At 71.2% G+C, this 14,984-nt stretch carries 13 protein-coding genes; 10 read left to right on the plus strand and 3 right to left on the minus strand.

Going from position 1 to position 14,984, the window contains the following annotated elements:
* Nucleotides 1-7: 7 nt before the first annotated feature.
* Complete coding sequence (locus R2B67_RS34990; RefSeq protein ID WP_317824614.1) at nucleotides 8-2,386, plus strand: phosphoketolase family protein; 2,379 nt, start codon at nucleotides 8-10, stop codon at nucleotides 2,384-2,386.
* A 65-nt stretch (nucleotides 2,387-2,451) separates the two neighbouring features.
* Nucleotides 2,452-3,411, plus strand: coding sequence for a D-2-hydroxyacid dehydrogenase family protein (locus tag R2B67_RS34995; RefSeq protein ID WP_317824615.1), 960 nt, complete (start codon nucleotides 2,452-2,454; stop codon nucleotides 3,409-3,411).
* Nucleotides 3,412-3,460: 49 nt separating this feature from the next.
* On the opposite strand, the gene R2B67_RS35000 is transcribed toward R2B67_RS34995, so the two are convergent.
* Nucleotides 3,461-4,576, minus strand: coding sequence for a baeRF3 domain-containing protein (locus tag R2B67_RS35000; protein ID WP_018515066.1), 1,116 nt, complete (start codon nucleotides 4,574-4,576; stop codon nucleotides 3,461-3,463).
* Between the two features lie 141 nt (nucleotides 4,577-4,717).
* Between R2B67_RS35000 and R2B67_RS35005 the strand changes: the two genes are divergently transcribed.
* Nucleotides 4,718-5,314 (plus strand): hypothetical protein, encoded by a 597-nt coding sequence (locus tag R2B67_RS35005; RefSeq protein ID WP_317824616.1) that lies wholly within the window; start codon nucleotides 4,718-4,720, stop codon nucleotides 5,312-5,314.
* Nucleotides 5,315-5,326: 12 nt separating this feature from the next.
* Complete coding sequence (gene glsA / locus R2B67_RS35010) at nucleotides 5,327-6,679, plus strand: glutaminase A (RefSeq protein ID WP_317824617.1); 1,353 nt, start codon at nucleotides 5,327-5,329, stop codon at nucleotides 6,677-6,679.
* Between the two features lie 18 nt (nucleotides 6,680-6,697).
* Here the strand turns inward: glsA and R2B67_RS35015 are convergent, their stop codons facing one another.
* On the minus strand, nucleotides 6,698-7,528 hold the full coding sequence (locus tag R2B67_RS35015; RefSeq protein WP_317824618.1) for an endonuclease I family protein: 831 nt from the start codon (nucleotides 7,526-7,528) through the stop codon (nucleotides 6,698-6,700).
* 205 nt (nucleotides 7,529-7,733) lie between these two features.
* The gene (locus tag R2B67_RS35020; RefSeq protein ID WP_030566155.1) at nucleotides 7,734-8,288 is read right to left on the minus strand and encodes a GH25 family lysozyme; all 555 of its coding nucleotides are present in this window, start codon (nucleotides 8,286-8,288) and stop codon (nucleotides 7,734-7,736) included.
* Between the two features lie 164 nt (nucleotides 8,289-8,452).
* On the opposite strand from R2B67_RS35020, the gene R2B67_RS35025 reads away from it, so the two are divergent.
* The 6 genes from R2B67_RS35025 to R2B67_RS35050 all read left to right on the plus strand — a co-directional run bounded on the left by R2B67_RS35025 (nucleotide 8,453) and on the right by R2B67_RS35050 (nucleotide 14,868).
* Complete coding sequence (locus R2B67_RS35025) at nucleotides 8,453-8,665, plus strand: hypothetical protein (RefSeq protein ID WP_030566153.1); 213 nt, start codon at nucleotides 8,453-8,455, stop codon at nucleotides 8,663-8,665.
* Nucleotides 8,666-8,791: 126 nt separating this feature from the next.
* A complete protein-coding gene (locus R2B67_RS35030; protein WP_317824619.1) occupies nucleotides 8,792-9,946 on the plus strand; it encodes a methyltransferase in 1,155 nt (384 codons plus the stop codon).
* 102 nt (nucleotides 9,947-10,048) lie between these two features.
* Entirely contained in the window at nucleotides 10,049-11,227 is a 1,179-nt protein-coding gene (locus R2B67_RS35035) for an acyl-CoA dehydrogenase family protein (RefSeq protein ID WP_317824620.1), read from the plus strand.
* A gap of 182 nt (nucleotides 11,228-11,409) precedes the next feature.
* Nucleotides 11,410-14,025, plus strand: a complete 2,616-nt coding sequence (locus R2B67_RS35040) for a tetratricopeptide repeat protein (protein WP_317824621.1) — start codon at nucleotides 11,410-11,412, stop codon at nucleotides 14,023-14,025.
* Nucleotides 14,022-14,441, plus strand: a complete 420-nt coding sequence (locus R2B67_RS35045; RefSeq protein ID WP_317824622.1) for a helix-turn-helix transcriptional regulator — start codon at nucleotides 14,022-14,024, stop codon at nucleotides 14,439-14,441. Before R2B67_RS35040 ends, R2B67_RS35045 begins: the two co-directional genes overlap by 4 nt.
* 10 nt (nucleotides 14,442-14,451) lie before the next feature.
* The gene (locus R2B67_RS35050) at nucleotides 14,452-14,868 is read left to right on the plus strand and encodes a VOC family protein (protein WP_026242028.1); all 417 of its coding nucleotides are present in this window, start codon (nucleotides 14,452-14,454) and stop codon (nucleotides 14,866-14,868) included.
* Nucleotides 14,869-14,984: the final 116 nt, after the last annotated feature.

Consider the following 14,984-nt stretch of genomic DNA (forward strand, 5'->3'; position numbering starts at 1 on the left):
CCGCTCCGTGAGCGACACGCAGACCCCGCCCGCCCTCTCCGACGAGGAACTCGCCGCGCTCGACGCGCACTGGCGCGCCGCCAACTACCTCGCCGTCGGCCAGATCTACCTGATGGCCAACCCCCTCCTCACCCGCCCGCTGGCCCCCGAGGACATCAAGCCGCGGCTGCTCGGCCACTGGGGCACCTCACCGGGGCTCAACCTCGTCCACACCCACCTCAACCGCGTCGTCAAGGACCGTGGCATCGAGGCGCTCTGCGTCTGGGGCCCCGGCCACGGCGGTCCGGCCGTCCTCGCCAACTCCTGGCTGGAGGGCAGCTACTCCGAGACCTATCCCGACGTGCCCCGCACCACCGAGGGGATGGGCCGGCTCTTCAAGCAGTTCTCCTTCCCTGGCGGGGTGCCCAGCCATGTCGCACCGGAGACGCCGGGCTCCATCCACGAGGGCGGCGAACTGGGCTACGCCCTCACCCACGCCTACGGGGCCGCCTTCGACCACCCGGACCTGCTGGTGACGTGCGTGATCGGCGACGGCGAGGCGGAGACGGGACCGCTGGCCGCGTCCTGGCACGGCAACAAGTTCCTCGACCCGGTCCACGACGGGGCCGTCCTGCCCATCCTCCACCTCAACGGCTACAAGATCGCCAACCCCACCGTCCTGGCCCGGCTCCCCGAGGACGAGCTCGACCAGCTGCTGCGCGGCTACGGACACGACCCGCTGTACGTCACCGGCGACGACCCGGCCACCGTCCACCGGGCGATGGCCGCCGCCATGGACACCGCCGTTAAGCGGATCGCCGCCCACCAGCGCGCGGCCCGCGAGCACGGGGCGACCGAGCGCCCCCGCTGGCCCATGATCGTCCTGCGCACCCCCAAGGGCTGGACCGGGCCCAAGGAGGTCGACGGGCTGCCCGTCGAGAACACCTGGCGCTCCCACCAGGTCCCGCTCTCCGGAGTCCGGGACAACCCGGAGCATCTGCGGCAGCTGGAGGCCTGGCTGCGCTCCTACCGCCCCGACGAGCTGTTCGACGCCGACGGCCGCCCCACCGAACAGGTCCTCGCCTGTGTCCCCGAGGGGACGGCGCGGCTCGGCTCGACCCCGTACGCCAACGGCGGTCTGCTCCTGCGCGACCTGCCGGTGCCCGCCCTGGAGGACCACGCCGTACGTGTCGACAAGCCGGGCTCCGCCTCCCACTCGCCGACCCAGGTGCTCGGCGGACTCCTGGCGGACATCATGGCCGCGACGGCCGAGCGCCGGGACTTCCGGGTGGTCGGCCCGGACGAGACCGCCTCCAACCGGCTCCAGGACCTCTACCGGGCGACCGGCAAGGCCTGGCAGGCGCGGACCCTGCCCACCGACGAACACCTCGCCCGCGACGGCCGGGTGATGGAGGTGCTCTCCGAACACCTCTGCCAGGGCTGGCTGGAGGGGTACCTCCTCACCGGACGGCACGGGCTCTTCTCCAGCTACGAGGCGTTCGCCCACATCGTCGACTCGATGGTCAACCAGCACATCAAGTGGCTGCGCACCTCACGCCGGCTGCCCTGGCGGCGCCCCATCGCCTCCCTCAACTACCTGCTCACCTCGCACGTCTGGCGCCAGGACCACAACGGCTTCTCGCACCAGGACCCCGGCTTCGTCGACCACATCCTCAACAAGAGCCCCGAGGTCGTCCGCGTCTATCTGCCGCCGGACGCCAACACCCTGCTCTCCGTGGCCGACCATGCGCTCCGCAGCCGGGACTACGTCAACGTCATCGTGGCGGGCAAGCAGCCGACCTTCGACTGGCTCACGATGGAGGAGGCCCGCGCCCACTGCGCGCGCGGGGCCGGGGCGTGGGAGTGGGCCGGGACCGAGGACGGCAGCCGGGAGCCCGACGTGGTACTCGGCTGCGCCGGGGACGTCCCCACCCAGGAGGTGCTGGCCGCCGCCGACCTGCTCCGCCGCCACCTCCCGGAGCTGGCCGTACGGGTGGTCAACGTGGTCGACATCGCCCGCATGCAGCCGCACGAGGAGCACCCGCACGGGATGACGGACGCCGAGTACGACGCCCTGTTCACCCGCGACAAGCCGGTGATCTTCGCGTACCACGGCTACCCGTGGCTGATCCACCGCCTCGCCTACCGCCGGACCGGCCACGCCAACCTGCATGTCCGCGGCTACAAGGAGGAGGGCACCACCACCACGCCGTTCGACATGGTGGTCCGCAACGACCTGGACCGCTACCGGCTGGTCATGGACGTCATCGACCGGGTGCCGGGGCTAGGCGTCCGCGCCGTCGCCGTACGCCAGACGATGGCCGACGCCCGCACCCGCCACCACGCCTGGATCCGCGAGCACGGCGTCGACCTGCCCGAGGTGGAGGAGTGGAGCTGGGGCGGCTGAGGCGGCCGGGGCAGTCGGGGTGATCATGAGGGTGTCCGCCTGACCCCGTCCCGCCGGAGACCCCCATGAAGCTGCGCTGCGCCGTGATCGAGGACTTCCAGTCCGCCGCCACCACCGTCGCCGACTGGTCGTCCGTCACCGCCGACGTGGACGTTGTCACCTTCACCGAACACCTGGGCAGTACGGAGGAAGTCGCCGCCGCCCTCGCCGAGTTCGACATCGTCGTCACCCTGCGCGAACGTGTCCCGTTCCCGGCGGAGGTGTTCGCACGCCTGCCCCGGCTCCGGCTGCTGATCGCCTCCGGCATGCGCAACTCCGTGATCGACTTCGCCGCCGCCGAGCTCCACGGCGTCACCGTCTGCGGCACCGCCAGCTCCTCCACCCCGCCGGTCGAACTGACCTGGGCCCTGCTGCTGGGCCTCGCCCGCTCCATCGTCCCCGAGGCCAACGGCCTTCGCGGGGACGGGCCCTGGCAGTCCACACTGGGCGCCGACCTGCACGGCCGGACGCTCGGCCTGCTGGGGCTGGGCAAGATCGGCAGCCGGGTCGCCCAGGTGGGCCGGGCCTTCGGCATGGAGGTGGTGGCCTGGAGCCAGAACCTCACGGAGGAACGTACGAAGGAGGTCGGCACCGCGCTCGCCGCGTCCAGGGAAGAGCTGCTGGAGGCCGCCGACTTCGTCTCCGTACACCTGGCACTGAGCGAGCGCACCCGGGGGCTCATCGGCTCCGCCGAGCTGGCCCGGATGCGCCCCACCGCCTACCTGGTCAACACCAGCCGGGCCGCCATCGTCGACCAGGACGCCCTGCTCGCGGCCCTGCACGCCGGGACCATCGCGGGCGCCGGGATCGACGTGTTCGACACCGAACCCCTCCCGGCCGGCCACCCGATGCGCACCGCCCCGCGGCTGCTGGCCACCCCGCACCTGGGGTACGTCTCGCGCGCCAACTACGCGACGTACTACGGCCAGGCGGTCGAGAACATCCGGGCGTTCCTCGACGGGGAGCCGGTGCGGCGGATCGGCTGAGGGCGCCTCGGCGGCGGCGACCAGGGCACCCTCGGCCGCGCACCGAGACTCAGAACCGCAACGCCGCCGCGATCCGCCCGTGCCCGGCCAGCGAGTCGTCCTCGACGAACACCACGTCCGCCCCGCCGTCCAGCGCCGCCTCGATCAGCTCGTCCACGATGTCCTCGCGGACCTCCGGATCGTCCGCCTGCGTGGTCCCCTCGGCGACCGGCTCCAGATGTCCCTCGGTCACCCGGACGGTGGCCTGGAAGTGCTCCTCCACCGCGATCAGCCCCACCCGGCCCTCCCGGACGGCGGCCCACACCTCGTCGAGCCCGGCGGCGAACGCGTGGGCGCTGCGCGCGTTGTCGAGGCGCCGCTCTACGTCGGCCGTGGCCTGCCGGGCCCCTTCCTCCAGCGCGGGCCGCAGCTCCTTGAGGACCTCGGCGGGCGGCAGGTCGGCCGGCGCGCCCTTGGCGACGCGTCCGACGGCCGCCTTCGAGCCCTCGCCGACCTCGTCCAGCAGGGAGAGGGCGGGCGGCAGCCCCATCACGTACAGCGGACGCGGGTCGGCGGCCAGCACGGCGCGCAGCTTCTGGTCGACGGTACGGAAGAAGTTCCGCGTGTCCTCGTAGGTGAACGTGCTGGGGGTGTCCCCGATCCGCTCCTCGCGCTGCGGGTTGGGCGCCTCCTTCGGCGCGGTCAGGGGGAACCCGCCGGTCTCCCGCACCTCGATGCCGCCGTCCGTGCCGTTCCACAGGGTGGCGTGGTCGGCGGCGACGGTGAGCGCCCAGTACGGACGCGCCTGGGCCTTCGCGGCGACCAGGTTGCGGGTGAGGTAGCTGTCGCTGAGCACCACCCGTTCGGGTGCGGTGCGCGGCAGCTGCCAGATCTGGTGCTCGTCCGCCGTGGCGAGGATGACCAGCGAGTCCAGGGCCCGGCGCGGGTCCACCTCGTCGACCGCCCGCTCCAGTTCGGCCCTGATGGCGGCGGCCGTCTCCCGGCTCACCTGCGGATCGGCGTCCAGCCGGTGGCCCGCCTCCGCCACCAGGTTGCGCAGCCGCACCGGGTCCTGGTTGTTGTCCGGGGCGGTGCGGTGGGTCGGCATGGTCAGGGACAGGGCCGGATAGGGCCGGGTCGCCCGCAGCTCCCGCAACAGGCCGGCGGTCAGGGCGTCCGTGTCCATCGTTCCCTCCCAGGGCTCGAACCCGCTCCCGTATGAAGCGGATGCTTCGACGAGTCAATTCATACCGTTTGATTCTAATATGGGCGAGTTGGTGATCATTCTTCTCGTGGTTTTCGTCTTCTTCCCTCCCGATTGGACGGAATGTCCGTGAAAGCGCATCCCTTCTCGCGCAGGGCCCGCGTCCTGGTCCCCGCCGTGGCCGCCGCCCTCCTGGCCGCCACCACTGCGGCCTGCGACTCCGACACCACGAGCGAGGGCACCTCGAGCAGCGTGCGGACGCTCACGCCGGACCATTCCGAGCACGAGGAATCGCCGTCCGAGGAGCAGAGCCCAGGCACCCAGCAGAGCCCGGACGCCCAGCAGAGCCCGCGCACCCAGCAGAGCTTCGCCGCATCCGTCTCCGCCGAGACCGAACGCGTCCGGCAGGAGGCGGTCAAGCGGCTCGACGGCGTCGAGGGCCGGGGCAACGCGGTCGCCGACGTTTCGGTGAGCGGGCTGCCCGTCGCCGCGGCGGAGGAGGTCCGCAGCGCCCGCGTCCGGGTCACCAACCCCACGGACGAACCGGCCTTCTACGCGGTGAAGGTGGAGTTCGTCGACGCGGAGGACAAGGTCCTCGACACGGTGGTCGTCGGGGTGGAGGACGCCCCGCCGGGCCGTACCGTCGACGCCCAGGCCAACAGCCGCAAGGCCGCCGGGGTGAAGACCTTCCCCCGGGTCGCCCAGGCCGAGCGCGGCTGAGGGGCGGCGCGGATGAGTGCCGCCGACGCGGTGACCGACTCGCTCAACAGGATGCGCGCCGAATTCGGCGACCTGCCCGGTGGCCGCCCGGCCGACTACATCCCACAGCTGGGCCTCGCCGACCCGGAAGCCTTCGGGCTGGCCCTGGTCAGCATGGACGGGCACCGCTACAGCGCGGGCGAGGCCGATGTCCCCTTCACCATCCAGTCCGTCTCCAAACCGTTCATCTACGCCCTCGCGCTCTCCGTCCTCGGCCTGGACGAGGTGAGCCGGTGGGTGGGCGCCGAGCCGAGCGGCGACGCGTTCAACGCCATCAGCCTGGAACCCGGCACCGGTCGGCCCGCCAACGCGATGGTCAACGCCGGGGCCATCGTCACCACCGCCCTGATCCCCGACACCCCCGGCGAACCCGCCTTCGACCGCATCCTGCACTGCCTCGGCCGCTTCGCCGGGCGTGAACTGGACGTTGACGAGGAGGTGTTCAGCTCGGAGTCCATGACCGGCGACCGCAACCGGGCGCTCGCGTACCTGATCCGCGCCACCGGCACCATGCCCGTCGACCCGGTCCTCGCGGTGGACCGGTACTTCCGCCAGTGCGCCGTACGTGTCACCGCCGTCGACCTCGCGACGATGGCCGCGACCCTCGCGTACGGCGGGCTCAACCCGGTCACCCGCGACCAGGTCGTCTCGCCCGAGGTCGCCGCCCGGGTGCTCGCCGTCATGGCCACCTGCGGGATGTACGACGGCTCGGGGGAGTGGCTCCTGCGGATCGGGCTGCCCGCCAAGAGCGGGGTCTCCGGCGGCCTCATCGCGGTCGGCCCCGCCCGCTTCGGCCTCGCCACCTACAGCCCGCCGCTGGACACCGCCGGCAACTCGGTGCGCGGCCAGGCGGCGCTCAGGGCGCTCTCGGAGCGGTACGGGCTCCACCTGATGCTCAACCCCGCGCTGCCCGGCTCCACGGTCAGCCTCGTCACCACCGCCGACGACCTGCCGTCCGCGCCCTCGGCCGAGCACGAGAGGGTCCTGCACGAGAAGGTCGGGGTGGTCGCCGCGCAGGGGGCCATCGACTTCACGGCGGCCGAACGCGTGCTGTACGCGCTGGACGAGTCGGGGGTCGACGGGAGGGGTTCGGTCGTGCTGGACCTGCACGACGTCACCGCCGTCGACTCGGTGGCCCTGGGGATGCTGCACATCGGTCTCGGCCGGCTCTCCGCCGACGGCCGCCGCGCGGCGGTCGTCGACCCGCGCGATCTGCTGGGCCCGCCGGACGTCGTACGGGCGGGCACCGGCCAGGACCTGCCGCGCTACGCGACCCGCGAGGCCGCGGTGGAGGGCTGCGCGAAGGTCCTGGCCGGGGAGGGCTGATCTCCTGCCTGCCCGGGACTACCAGATCGCCCCGACCCACTCGGGGTGGTCGATGAACGGGTTCCGGTTGTGCTGGAACTGCTCGAATATCACGTCGTTACGGCGCTTCTCGAAGGCGTCCGGCGGGTCCTCCTGGCTCCACTGCTTCAGCACGGACAGCTTGCCCATCTTCGGGGCGGAGCCGTTGTTCACCTGGTCGTTGGGTTCGAGGTCGGCGAAGGAGTCGTTGCCCTCGTAGCGCACCGCCATGTAGAGGATCATGCGGGCGACGTCGCCCTTGACCGCGTCGCGCGGTTCGAAGGAGTCGCCGTCGGTGTAGTTGCCGGGCGCCTCGCCCAGCTGGCTGCCGCCGTTGTCGAAGTCCTTGTTGCCGCGGGCGGAGTTGACCGAGACGTCCTCGGGGCGCAGATGGTGGATGTCGGTGCCCGGGCCCGTGGCCGTACCGAAGTCGCCGTGCGACTTGGCCCAGACGTGCTCGCGGTTCCACTGGTCGGCGTTGCCGCCGTTGTCGTTCTTGGACTGGGAGCGCCCGGTGTAGAGGAGGATCACGTTGGAGGAGTTGGCGGGGTCCTCGTCGGTGGCCTTGAGCGCGTCCCACACCTGGCTGTAGGAGAGCTTGGTCTGGTCGCTGATGATCGTGTGCAGCGCGGCCTTGAGCTCGGTGCCGGTCTTGCCGAGGGCGTCCTGGTAGTACGTGTCGTCGAGCGCCGCGGCGAGGGTGGTGGGACGGTCGGGCGGGGTGTCGGCGGCGGGCGCTGCGGGTGCGGCTGCCGCGGTGCCCGCGAGGACGGCGGCGGCGGCCGCGGTGGCCAGCAGCGGACGCGCGTAGAACTGATGACGACGGGACATGTGGGGTGTCCTCTCGGAACGCGGGCACCACGACTCCTGCCCTGGGTGGGGGCGCTCGCCGTAGCGGCCGTGCGGTGTGTGGTACGCGGGAGCCTTCCACACGCACCGTGGCCCGCGTGTGAACGCTGTGTACCTATCATGTGCAGGTCAAGATTGAGCCTGGTCGGGCCCCTGGAGCAGCAACGCTCCGGGGCCCGGAAGGCTGTTACCCGGCGGCGGCCCAGTCGCGCAGGGCCCGGACCGAGTCGAAGTCGGCGACGTTCTTGTCCAGGGGGTCGTCGGTGTACTGATGGATCCGCCAGGACGCCTCGATCCTGGGCTTGCCGGCGGAGACGTAATCGGCGATCCACAGCCCGTCGCCCGCGTAGTCGCTGGTGTCGTGGGTGCGCCAGAAGGCCCGGTTGCAGTAGAGCAGCACCCGGTGGCCGGGCCGCTCCCGCTTCACCTCACGGATGAAGCGGTCCTTCTCCGCGCTGCTCGCGCGCGTCCCGCCGCCGGTCTGCTCCCAGTCGACGGCGAGCAGATCGCCCTCCTTCTCCGGGGTTTTGCTCAGGAAGTACGCCACCTGGTCCTTGATGTCCCCCGGCCACAGGAAGTGGTAGAAGCCGACGACGCACTCGGCGTCCCGGGCCCGCTTCACCTGGGCATCGAGGCGGGGATTGACGTAGGTGCGGCCCTCCGTGGACTTGATGAAGACGAAATCGAGGCCGTCCGTGTCGTAGGAGGGCTGGTAGGCGCTGACGTCGACGCCGTGGAGCATGGGCACCGCCTCAAGAGATGAGAATCGACATTCCGGTTCTGCCCACGCCCCGTACGGCCCAATGACCGGTTCACTCTCCCGGGTGGCCCACCGGGCCCGGCCCCCTCGGATGCGGCCCGGGCCGCGCGGCGCGAGAATTGCCGCAAGGACGAGGAGGAGGCGGCATGAGCGAAGACCCCGAATCCGTATCCGCGGCCGTGCCCGAGGCGTCGGGTGTCACCCCCGACCGGCTTCTGCACACGGGCGCGAGCGACACGCCGAGCGCGGAGGACGTGGTGCTCGCCTCCGGGCGGGACCTGACCCCCGAGACCCTGGAGTGGGCGCGGCGCAAGCTGGCCGACGAAGGGCGCTCCGCCCTCGACAGGCAGCTGCCCTGACGGAGCCCCCGGCTGTGCCCGCAGCCGGGCGAGGCCGCCCGGTGGGCCGGGCGGCCAGGGCGATACGACCGAGGGGCCGGGGAGCGTGTGGGGCGCCCCCGGTTCCTCGGTTAGCCTGAGTGACATATGAACCGTTTGACGACCTCACAGGGCACTTTCGAGCTCGCCCGCTTCCCCGAGCACCCCAGCGACCCCTTCCGGGCCTGGGACGCCGCCGACGAATACCTGCTCCGCCGGCTGACGGATCCCGAGACGGGCCCTGTCGACCTCTCGGGCACGGTCGCCGTCGTGGGGGACCGGTGGGGTGCCCTGGCCACCGCGCTGGCCGCCCCCCGGCCCGTCCAGATCAGCGACTCCTACCTGGCCCGGCGCGCCACCCAGGCCAACCTGGACCGCAACGGCCTCGACCCGGACGCCGTGACGCTGCTGTCCTCGCGCGACACCCCGCCGGACCGGATCGACGTGCTGCTGGTCCGGGTGCCGAAGTCCCTGGCGTTCCTGGAGGACCAGCTGCACCGGATCGCCCCGGCCCTGCACGCGGGCACGGTGGTCATCGGCACCGGCATGGTCAAGGAGATCCACACCTCGACCCTCAAGCTCTTCGAGCGGATCGTCGGCCCGACCCGCACCTCCCTCGCGGTGCGCAAGGCGCGGCTCATCTTCGCCACCCCGGACCTTGAGCTGCCGCGTACGCCGAGCCCGTGGCCGTACCGCTACGAGCTCCCCGCCGACATCGGCCCCGTCTCCGGCCGTACCGCCGTCAACCACGCCGGGATCTTCTGCGCCGAGCGCCTGGACGTCGGCACCCGCTTCTTCCTGAAGCACCTGCCCACCCGCGGCGGATCCGTCAAGATCGCCGACCTGGGCTGCGGCAACGGCGTCCTCGGCCTCTCCGCGGCGCTCGCCAACCCCGACGCGCACGTCACGTTCGTCGACGAGTCGTACGGGGCGGTCGCCTCCGCCGAAGAGACGTTCCGCCTGGGTGCGCCGGAGGGTGCGAAGGCGGACTTCCTGGTGGGCGACGGACTCACGGACCTCGCCCCCGGCAGCCTGGACCTGGTGCTCAACAACCCGCCGTTCCACTCCCACATGGCGACCACCGACGCCACCGCCCGCACGATGTTCACCGGCGCGCGCACCGCGCTGCGACAGGGCGGCGAACTCTGGGTGGTGGGCAACCGGCACCTCTCGTACCACACCCACCTGCGCCGGATCTTCGGCAACTGCACCACGGTGGCGGGCGACCCGAAGTTCGTGGTCCTGCGCGCCGTCAAGCGCTGACGGCGGAGACCGGGCTCCCCGGCCCTTCCAGATTCTTGCAACACGTTCTACTGTGTGCGCCGCCGTACACGGGCGACGCAGACGCGAGACTCTGGAGGGGCCGTGCACCTCGAATACACGCCTGAGCAAGAGCAGTTGCGCACCGAACTCCGTACCTACTTCGCCGCCCTGGTCCCCGACAACGCCTACGCCCGCTACGCGGAACCCGCAGCCCAGAAGCGCTTCTACCGCGAGACGGTCCGCCGGCTCGGCAGCGACGGCTGGCTGGGGGTGGGCTGGCCGAAGGAGTACGGCGGCCGGGGGCTCACCCCGATCGAACAGTTCATCTTCTTCGACGAGGCGGCCCAGGCGGGCGTGCCGCTGCCATTGATGGCGCTGAACACGGTCGGGCCCACGATCATGCAGTTCGGCACCGACGAGCAGAAGACGTACTTCCTGCCGAAGATCCTCGCCGGGGAGATCGACTTCGCGATCGGCTACAGCGAACCGGACGCCGGCACCGACCTCGCCGCCCTCAAGACCCGTGCGGTCCGCGACGGGGACGCGTACCTCGTGAACGGCCAGAAGATCTGGACCACCAACGGCGACACCGCCGACTGGGTCTGGCTCGCCGTCCGCACCGACCCCGACGCCCCGCCGCACAAGGGCATCACCATGCTCCTGGTCCCCACCAGCGACCCCGGCTACTCCTGCACCCTGATCAACACGCTCGCCTCGCACGACACCACGGCCAGCTACTACGAGAACGTCCGCGTCCCCCTCACCCACCGCGTCGGCGAGGAGAACAAGGGCTGGCGGCTCATCACCAACCAGCTCAACCACGAACGCGTCACCCTCGCCGCCCACGGCACCATGGCGGTCCGCGCCCTGCACAACGTCCAGCGCTGGGCCGCCGACACCAAGCTCACCGACGGCCGCCGCGTCATCGACCTCCCCTGGGTCCGCACCCGCCTGGCCCGCACCCACGCCCGCCTGGACGCCATGAAACTGCTCAACTGGCAGATGGTCTCCGCCCTCCAGAACGCCACCCTCACCCCCCAGGACGCCTCAGCGGTCAAGGTCTACGGCTCCGAGGCCCGCCGCGACGCCTACGCCTGGCTGATGGAGATCGTCGGCTCGTCGGGCCCCCTGAAGGAGGGCTCCGCCGGCGCGGTACTCCACGGCGAACTGGAACGCGGCTACCGATCGGCGGTCATCTTCACCTTCGGCGGCGGCAACAACGAGATCCAGCGCGAGATCATCTCCTGGATCGGACTGGGGATGCCGCGGGTGCGGCGGTGAGCGTGCGCGACCGCCCATGCCGGTTGTCACGGACCCGGGCCCGTTGCCACCGGAGGGGCGGGGTCGGACCGCGTTCCCGGTCGGCTTGCCAGGCAGCCGGAATGTAGAAGACTTGGCTACGAAGGCGAACGCGATCAGAGGCAGCCATGTTCTCTCGTTCCGAGCACCAATCCCCTGCGGATGTGTCCTCGCTACGAGCGCCCCATGTGATGCGTTCAGCCGCGCTGACGGTCGCCGTCCTCATCGCCCTGGCAGCCGTGGTCCACGCTGTCGGCGGCCAAGGACGCTCCTGGGAGACGACGGGATGGATGGACGTCGTCCAGGGTCCCGCCGAGTGGTTCATGCAGTTCGTCGAGGGCGCTTCCCGCCTCGTGAAGGGGGGCAGCGACGGCGCCCTGTTCAGCGCCAGGCTCGGTTGTCTGCTGCTTCTCATCCTCCTGTTCGTCGCGCTTCGGCGCTGGATGCTCATGTACTACGCCCATAAGCCCGGGGCCGTGGACGTGAAGAAGCTCGTCTCCTCCGCTCCGGGTATGGAGCAGCAACTGGAGGGGCTGACCGCACAGTTGCGCAAGCAGCTCTCGGAGACGTACCTCTACCCTCCGACCGCCCTGCCCGCCGAAGCGCCGGCGGACAACTTTCTCGATCTGCTCGGTGACGTGGACCTCGAACCCAAGAGGCTGGGCACGAGCCTGCTCCGCCTCTTCAGCCGCCTGCGACCGAAGATCGCGTACACGGTTCGCGGAGTCCTCCGGCGGAGGGAACAGGAGCCCGGTTTCGGTGTCACCGTCACGGTCACCTCGTACGCGATCCGGGGCAGCCGTACGGAATCGATCTGGGGTCCGGCGTGGGAGGACGCGATACAGGAGGCCGGATACTGGGTGATGGCGACGCTGGTGCCCGTCACCCGGGCCGGCCGGCGGCCCCCATGGCAGGGGTGGTGCGGCCGGGACCTGCCGCCCGATCTGTTCGCCGCGTACCAGCAGGCCCGGGAGCTCAGCCAGGAGCGGAAGTTCGACGACGCGCTGGACCGCTACTACGAGGCGCTGCGGCTCGACCCGACCAACCTGTACCTCCGCACCCAGATCGCCGGGATACAGGAACAGCTCTGGCTGCACCTGGACGCCCTGGAGACCTACTACGGAGCCATCCGCCTGGACGGCCGGAACAGCGCGCAGCGCGACGCACGGACGGGGATGCGCTCCTGGGATCCGCGCCGGACCCTCCGCCACCGCTACGGATGGTGGCGCAGCGGCCTCCTGGAGGCGCGCTTCCGCTACGCCGTCGTCCTCGGGGTGGCGGAGCGGACCGCGGAGCAGTGGTGCAAGATCGACGATCCGCCCTGCCCGCGGCGGGCACACGCCCGACAGCAGATCCGGCAGGCTCTCGGCCCCGCGCTCGCCGCACGGCACTGGCGCGCCTTCCGGGGGCTCATGCCACCGGGCCGTGCCGAGCCGTTCGGGCCGGACCAGGAAGGGCTCGTGCGGGAGTGGCTGGAGACGGAACTCGGGGAGGAGCGGCGCCGCTACCCGGTCGTCCGTGAGATCTTCCAGCTCGCCTGCAGGGAGGAGATGCAACAACTCGCCGCGGACTACCCCCGCATGATCCGCCTCCGGCACCCGTTCGTCCGGGCTCACGGAACGCTCACCCGGACCTCCCTGCGGCTCAACCGGGATGTATGGGCACCCCTGCGACTGGCCTGGGCCCACGAGGACGCGGGGCGGGACCGCGTGGAGCTTCTGGAGAACCCCTTGCCCTGGCCCTCGTCCGCGGAGACCCTCGCGCGCAGGACGAAGGCGGCCAGAGGCGCCTTCCGCGGAGTGCGCCGGTGCCTGTCCGGAGGCTGGCGTCTGTCGCAGGACAACTACAACGCCGCGTGCGCGTACGCGGTGGCGATGAACGGAACCGACGGGCAGTCGGCGAGCCGGGAACGCAGAGCCCTCGCCGACCTGGCCGTGGACGAACTGGAAGGCGCGGCACAGGCCGACGTGAGTGGCTTCCACCCGGTCACGAGGTCCTGGCTGCTCATCGAGGACCCGGATCTGGAGAAGCTGCGCCAGGAGAGCCGCTTCATCCGTTTCGAGCGGGAGACGTATCCCCATTCCGCACCGGACCGGCACCGGCCCGAACGCCCTCTGCGGCCGGAGATGAAGGCCTACGGCAGACAACTCCTGAGCGGATGCGCCGCGGTCATGGAACACACGTGGCGCCTGCGGCGCGGGCAGCTTCCCGCCGAGCCGTACGTCCTGGTCGAGTGGTTCGCCGGGGAGACCGAGCTCTGGCGATGTGTCGACCGTATCGCCTCCAACCAGGGGCGCAACTGGCGTGACCGCCAGAGACTCCTGCAACGTGTCAGGGAGGTCGCCGACACGAGGCTGCTGGTCAGATGCGGGCTTCCGTCGAGCCTGCCCGAGATGGACGACCTGCTGGACGAAGCGGCCTGGGACACGGTCGACGGCGTGCAGGAAAGGATCAGCAGTTTCGAGGAGACGTTCGAGAAGCGCCTTGCGGCGTTGAGCCTCGCCGTGGCGGCGGGAGCGAACGGCTCGGCCAACCGCCGCTCCCCGATCCGTCTCAGCACCCAGTGGCTGGCCGCGGTCCGGCGGAACGGCGCATCTCCGGCCGCCGTCCAGCAGGCCGCCGCCCAGCAGGCGTGCTCGGACTACGAGACCGCCTGGCGGGCCGTACGTGATCTCCTCGACCCCGACGAGAGCGGCGCGGCGCTCTCCGACGCGCTGCGGCGCTTCCACGCGCCTCGGGCTCTCATCGGAACGGGCCCCCGTGGGACAATGACCCCGTGACGCTGGAGGACCTCGTCCGGCTGCGCCGGGCCCGTGACCGGATGGACCGTGACTACGCGGAGCCGCTGGACGTGCCGGCGCTGGCGCGCGGCGCGCTCATGTCGCCGGGGCATTTCTCCCGCAGCTTCCGTGCCGCGTACGGCGAGACCCCGTACAGCTATCTCATGACCCGCCGGATCGAGCGCGCCAAGGCGCTGCTGCGCCGTGGGGACCTGTCGGTGACGGAGGTCTGCTTCGCCGTCGGGTGTACGTCGCTGGGGTCGTTCAGCTCCCGCTTCACCGAGCTGGTCGGCGAGAGCCCCAGCGCCTACCGGGCGCGCCCCCACGAGGAGGGTGCCGCCATTCCGGCGTGTGTCGCCAAGATCCACACGCGACCGGTCAGGAATGGAGAAGCGAAAGCCCTGCCCCGTCCGTAGCGTGAAGCACATGAACATCAAGCTCGCACAGACCTTCATCGCCGTCGACGACCACGACAAGGCGCTCACCTTCTACCGGGACGTTCTCGGTCTTGAGGTACGCAACGACGTCGGGTTCGAGGGGATGCGCTGGGTGACGGTCGGCTCCCCGGCACAGCCGGACGTGGAGATCGTCCTCGAACCGCCGCTCGCCGACCCGAACGCCCCCGCCGCCGACCGGCAGGCCATGGCCGAGCTGCTGGCCAAGGGCCTGCTGCGCGGCGTCATCTTCTCCACCGACGACGTCGACGCCACCTTCGAACGCATCCGTGCCGCGGGCGGCGAGGTGCTCCAGGAGCCGATCGACCAGCCGTACGGTGTCCGCGACTGCGCCTTCCGCGACCCGGCCGGCAACATGCTGCGCTTCAACCAGCCGCGCAAGGGCTGAAGCCGGCCGATCTACCGGTTCCGCTGCCGTGCGGAGCCGGAGCGGCAAGAATAGAACGCACTGTTCGAATATGGTGAGACCGGGCCGGGGCCGCAGCAGGCGTGTGCGGAGCGGCG

The sequence above is a fragment of the Streptomyces cyaneofuscatus genome, assembly GCF_033109485.1.
GTDB lineage: Bacteria > Actinomycetota > Actinomycetes > Streptomycetales > Streptomycetaceae > Streptomyces > Streptomyces cyaneofuscatus.

Bases quoted from the DNA above. Each gene is read 5' to 3' on its own strand.
- glsA (WP_317824617.1), top strand. From the start codon at position 5,327: ATGAGTGCCGCCGACGCGGTGACCGACTCGCTCAACAGGATGCGCGCC.
- R2B67_RS35020 (WP_030566155.1), bottom strand. From the start codon at position 8,288: ATGCTCCACGGCGTCGACGTCAGCGCCTACCAGCCCTCCTACGACACG.
- R2B67_RS35050 (WP_026242028.1), top strand. From the start codon at position 14,452: ATGAACATCAAGCTCGCACAGACCTTCATCGCCGTCGACGACCACGAC.
- R2B67_RS35005 (WP_317824616.1), top strand. From the start codon at position 4,718: ATGTCCGTGAAAGCGCATCCCTTCTCGCGCAGGGCCCGCGTCCTGGTC.
- R2B67_RS34995 (WP_317824615.1), top strand. From the start codon at position 2,452: ATGAAGCTGCGCTGCGCCGTGATCGAGGACTTCCAGTCCGCCGCCACC.
- R2B67_RS35015 (WP_317824618.1), bottom strand. From the start codon at position 7,528: ATGTCCCGTCGTCATCAGTTCTACGCGCGTCCGCTGCTGGCCACCGCG.
- R2B67_RS35030 (WP_317824619.1), top strand. From the start codon at position 8,792: ATGAACCGTTTGACGACCTCACAGGGCACTTTCGAGCTCGCCCGCTTC.
- R2B67_RS35000 (WP_018515066.1), bottom strand. From the start codon at position 4,576: ATGGACACGGACGCCCTGACCGCCGGCCTGTTGCGGGAGCTGCGGGCG.
- R2B67_RS35025 (WP_030566153.1), top strand. From the start codon at position 8,453: ATGAGCGAAGACCCCGAATCCGTATCCGCGGCCGTGCCCGAGGCGTCG.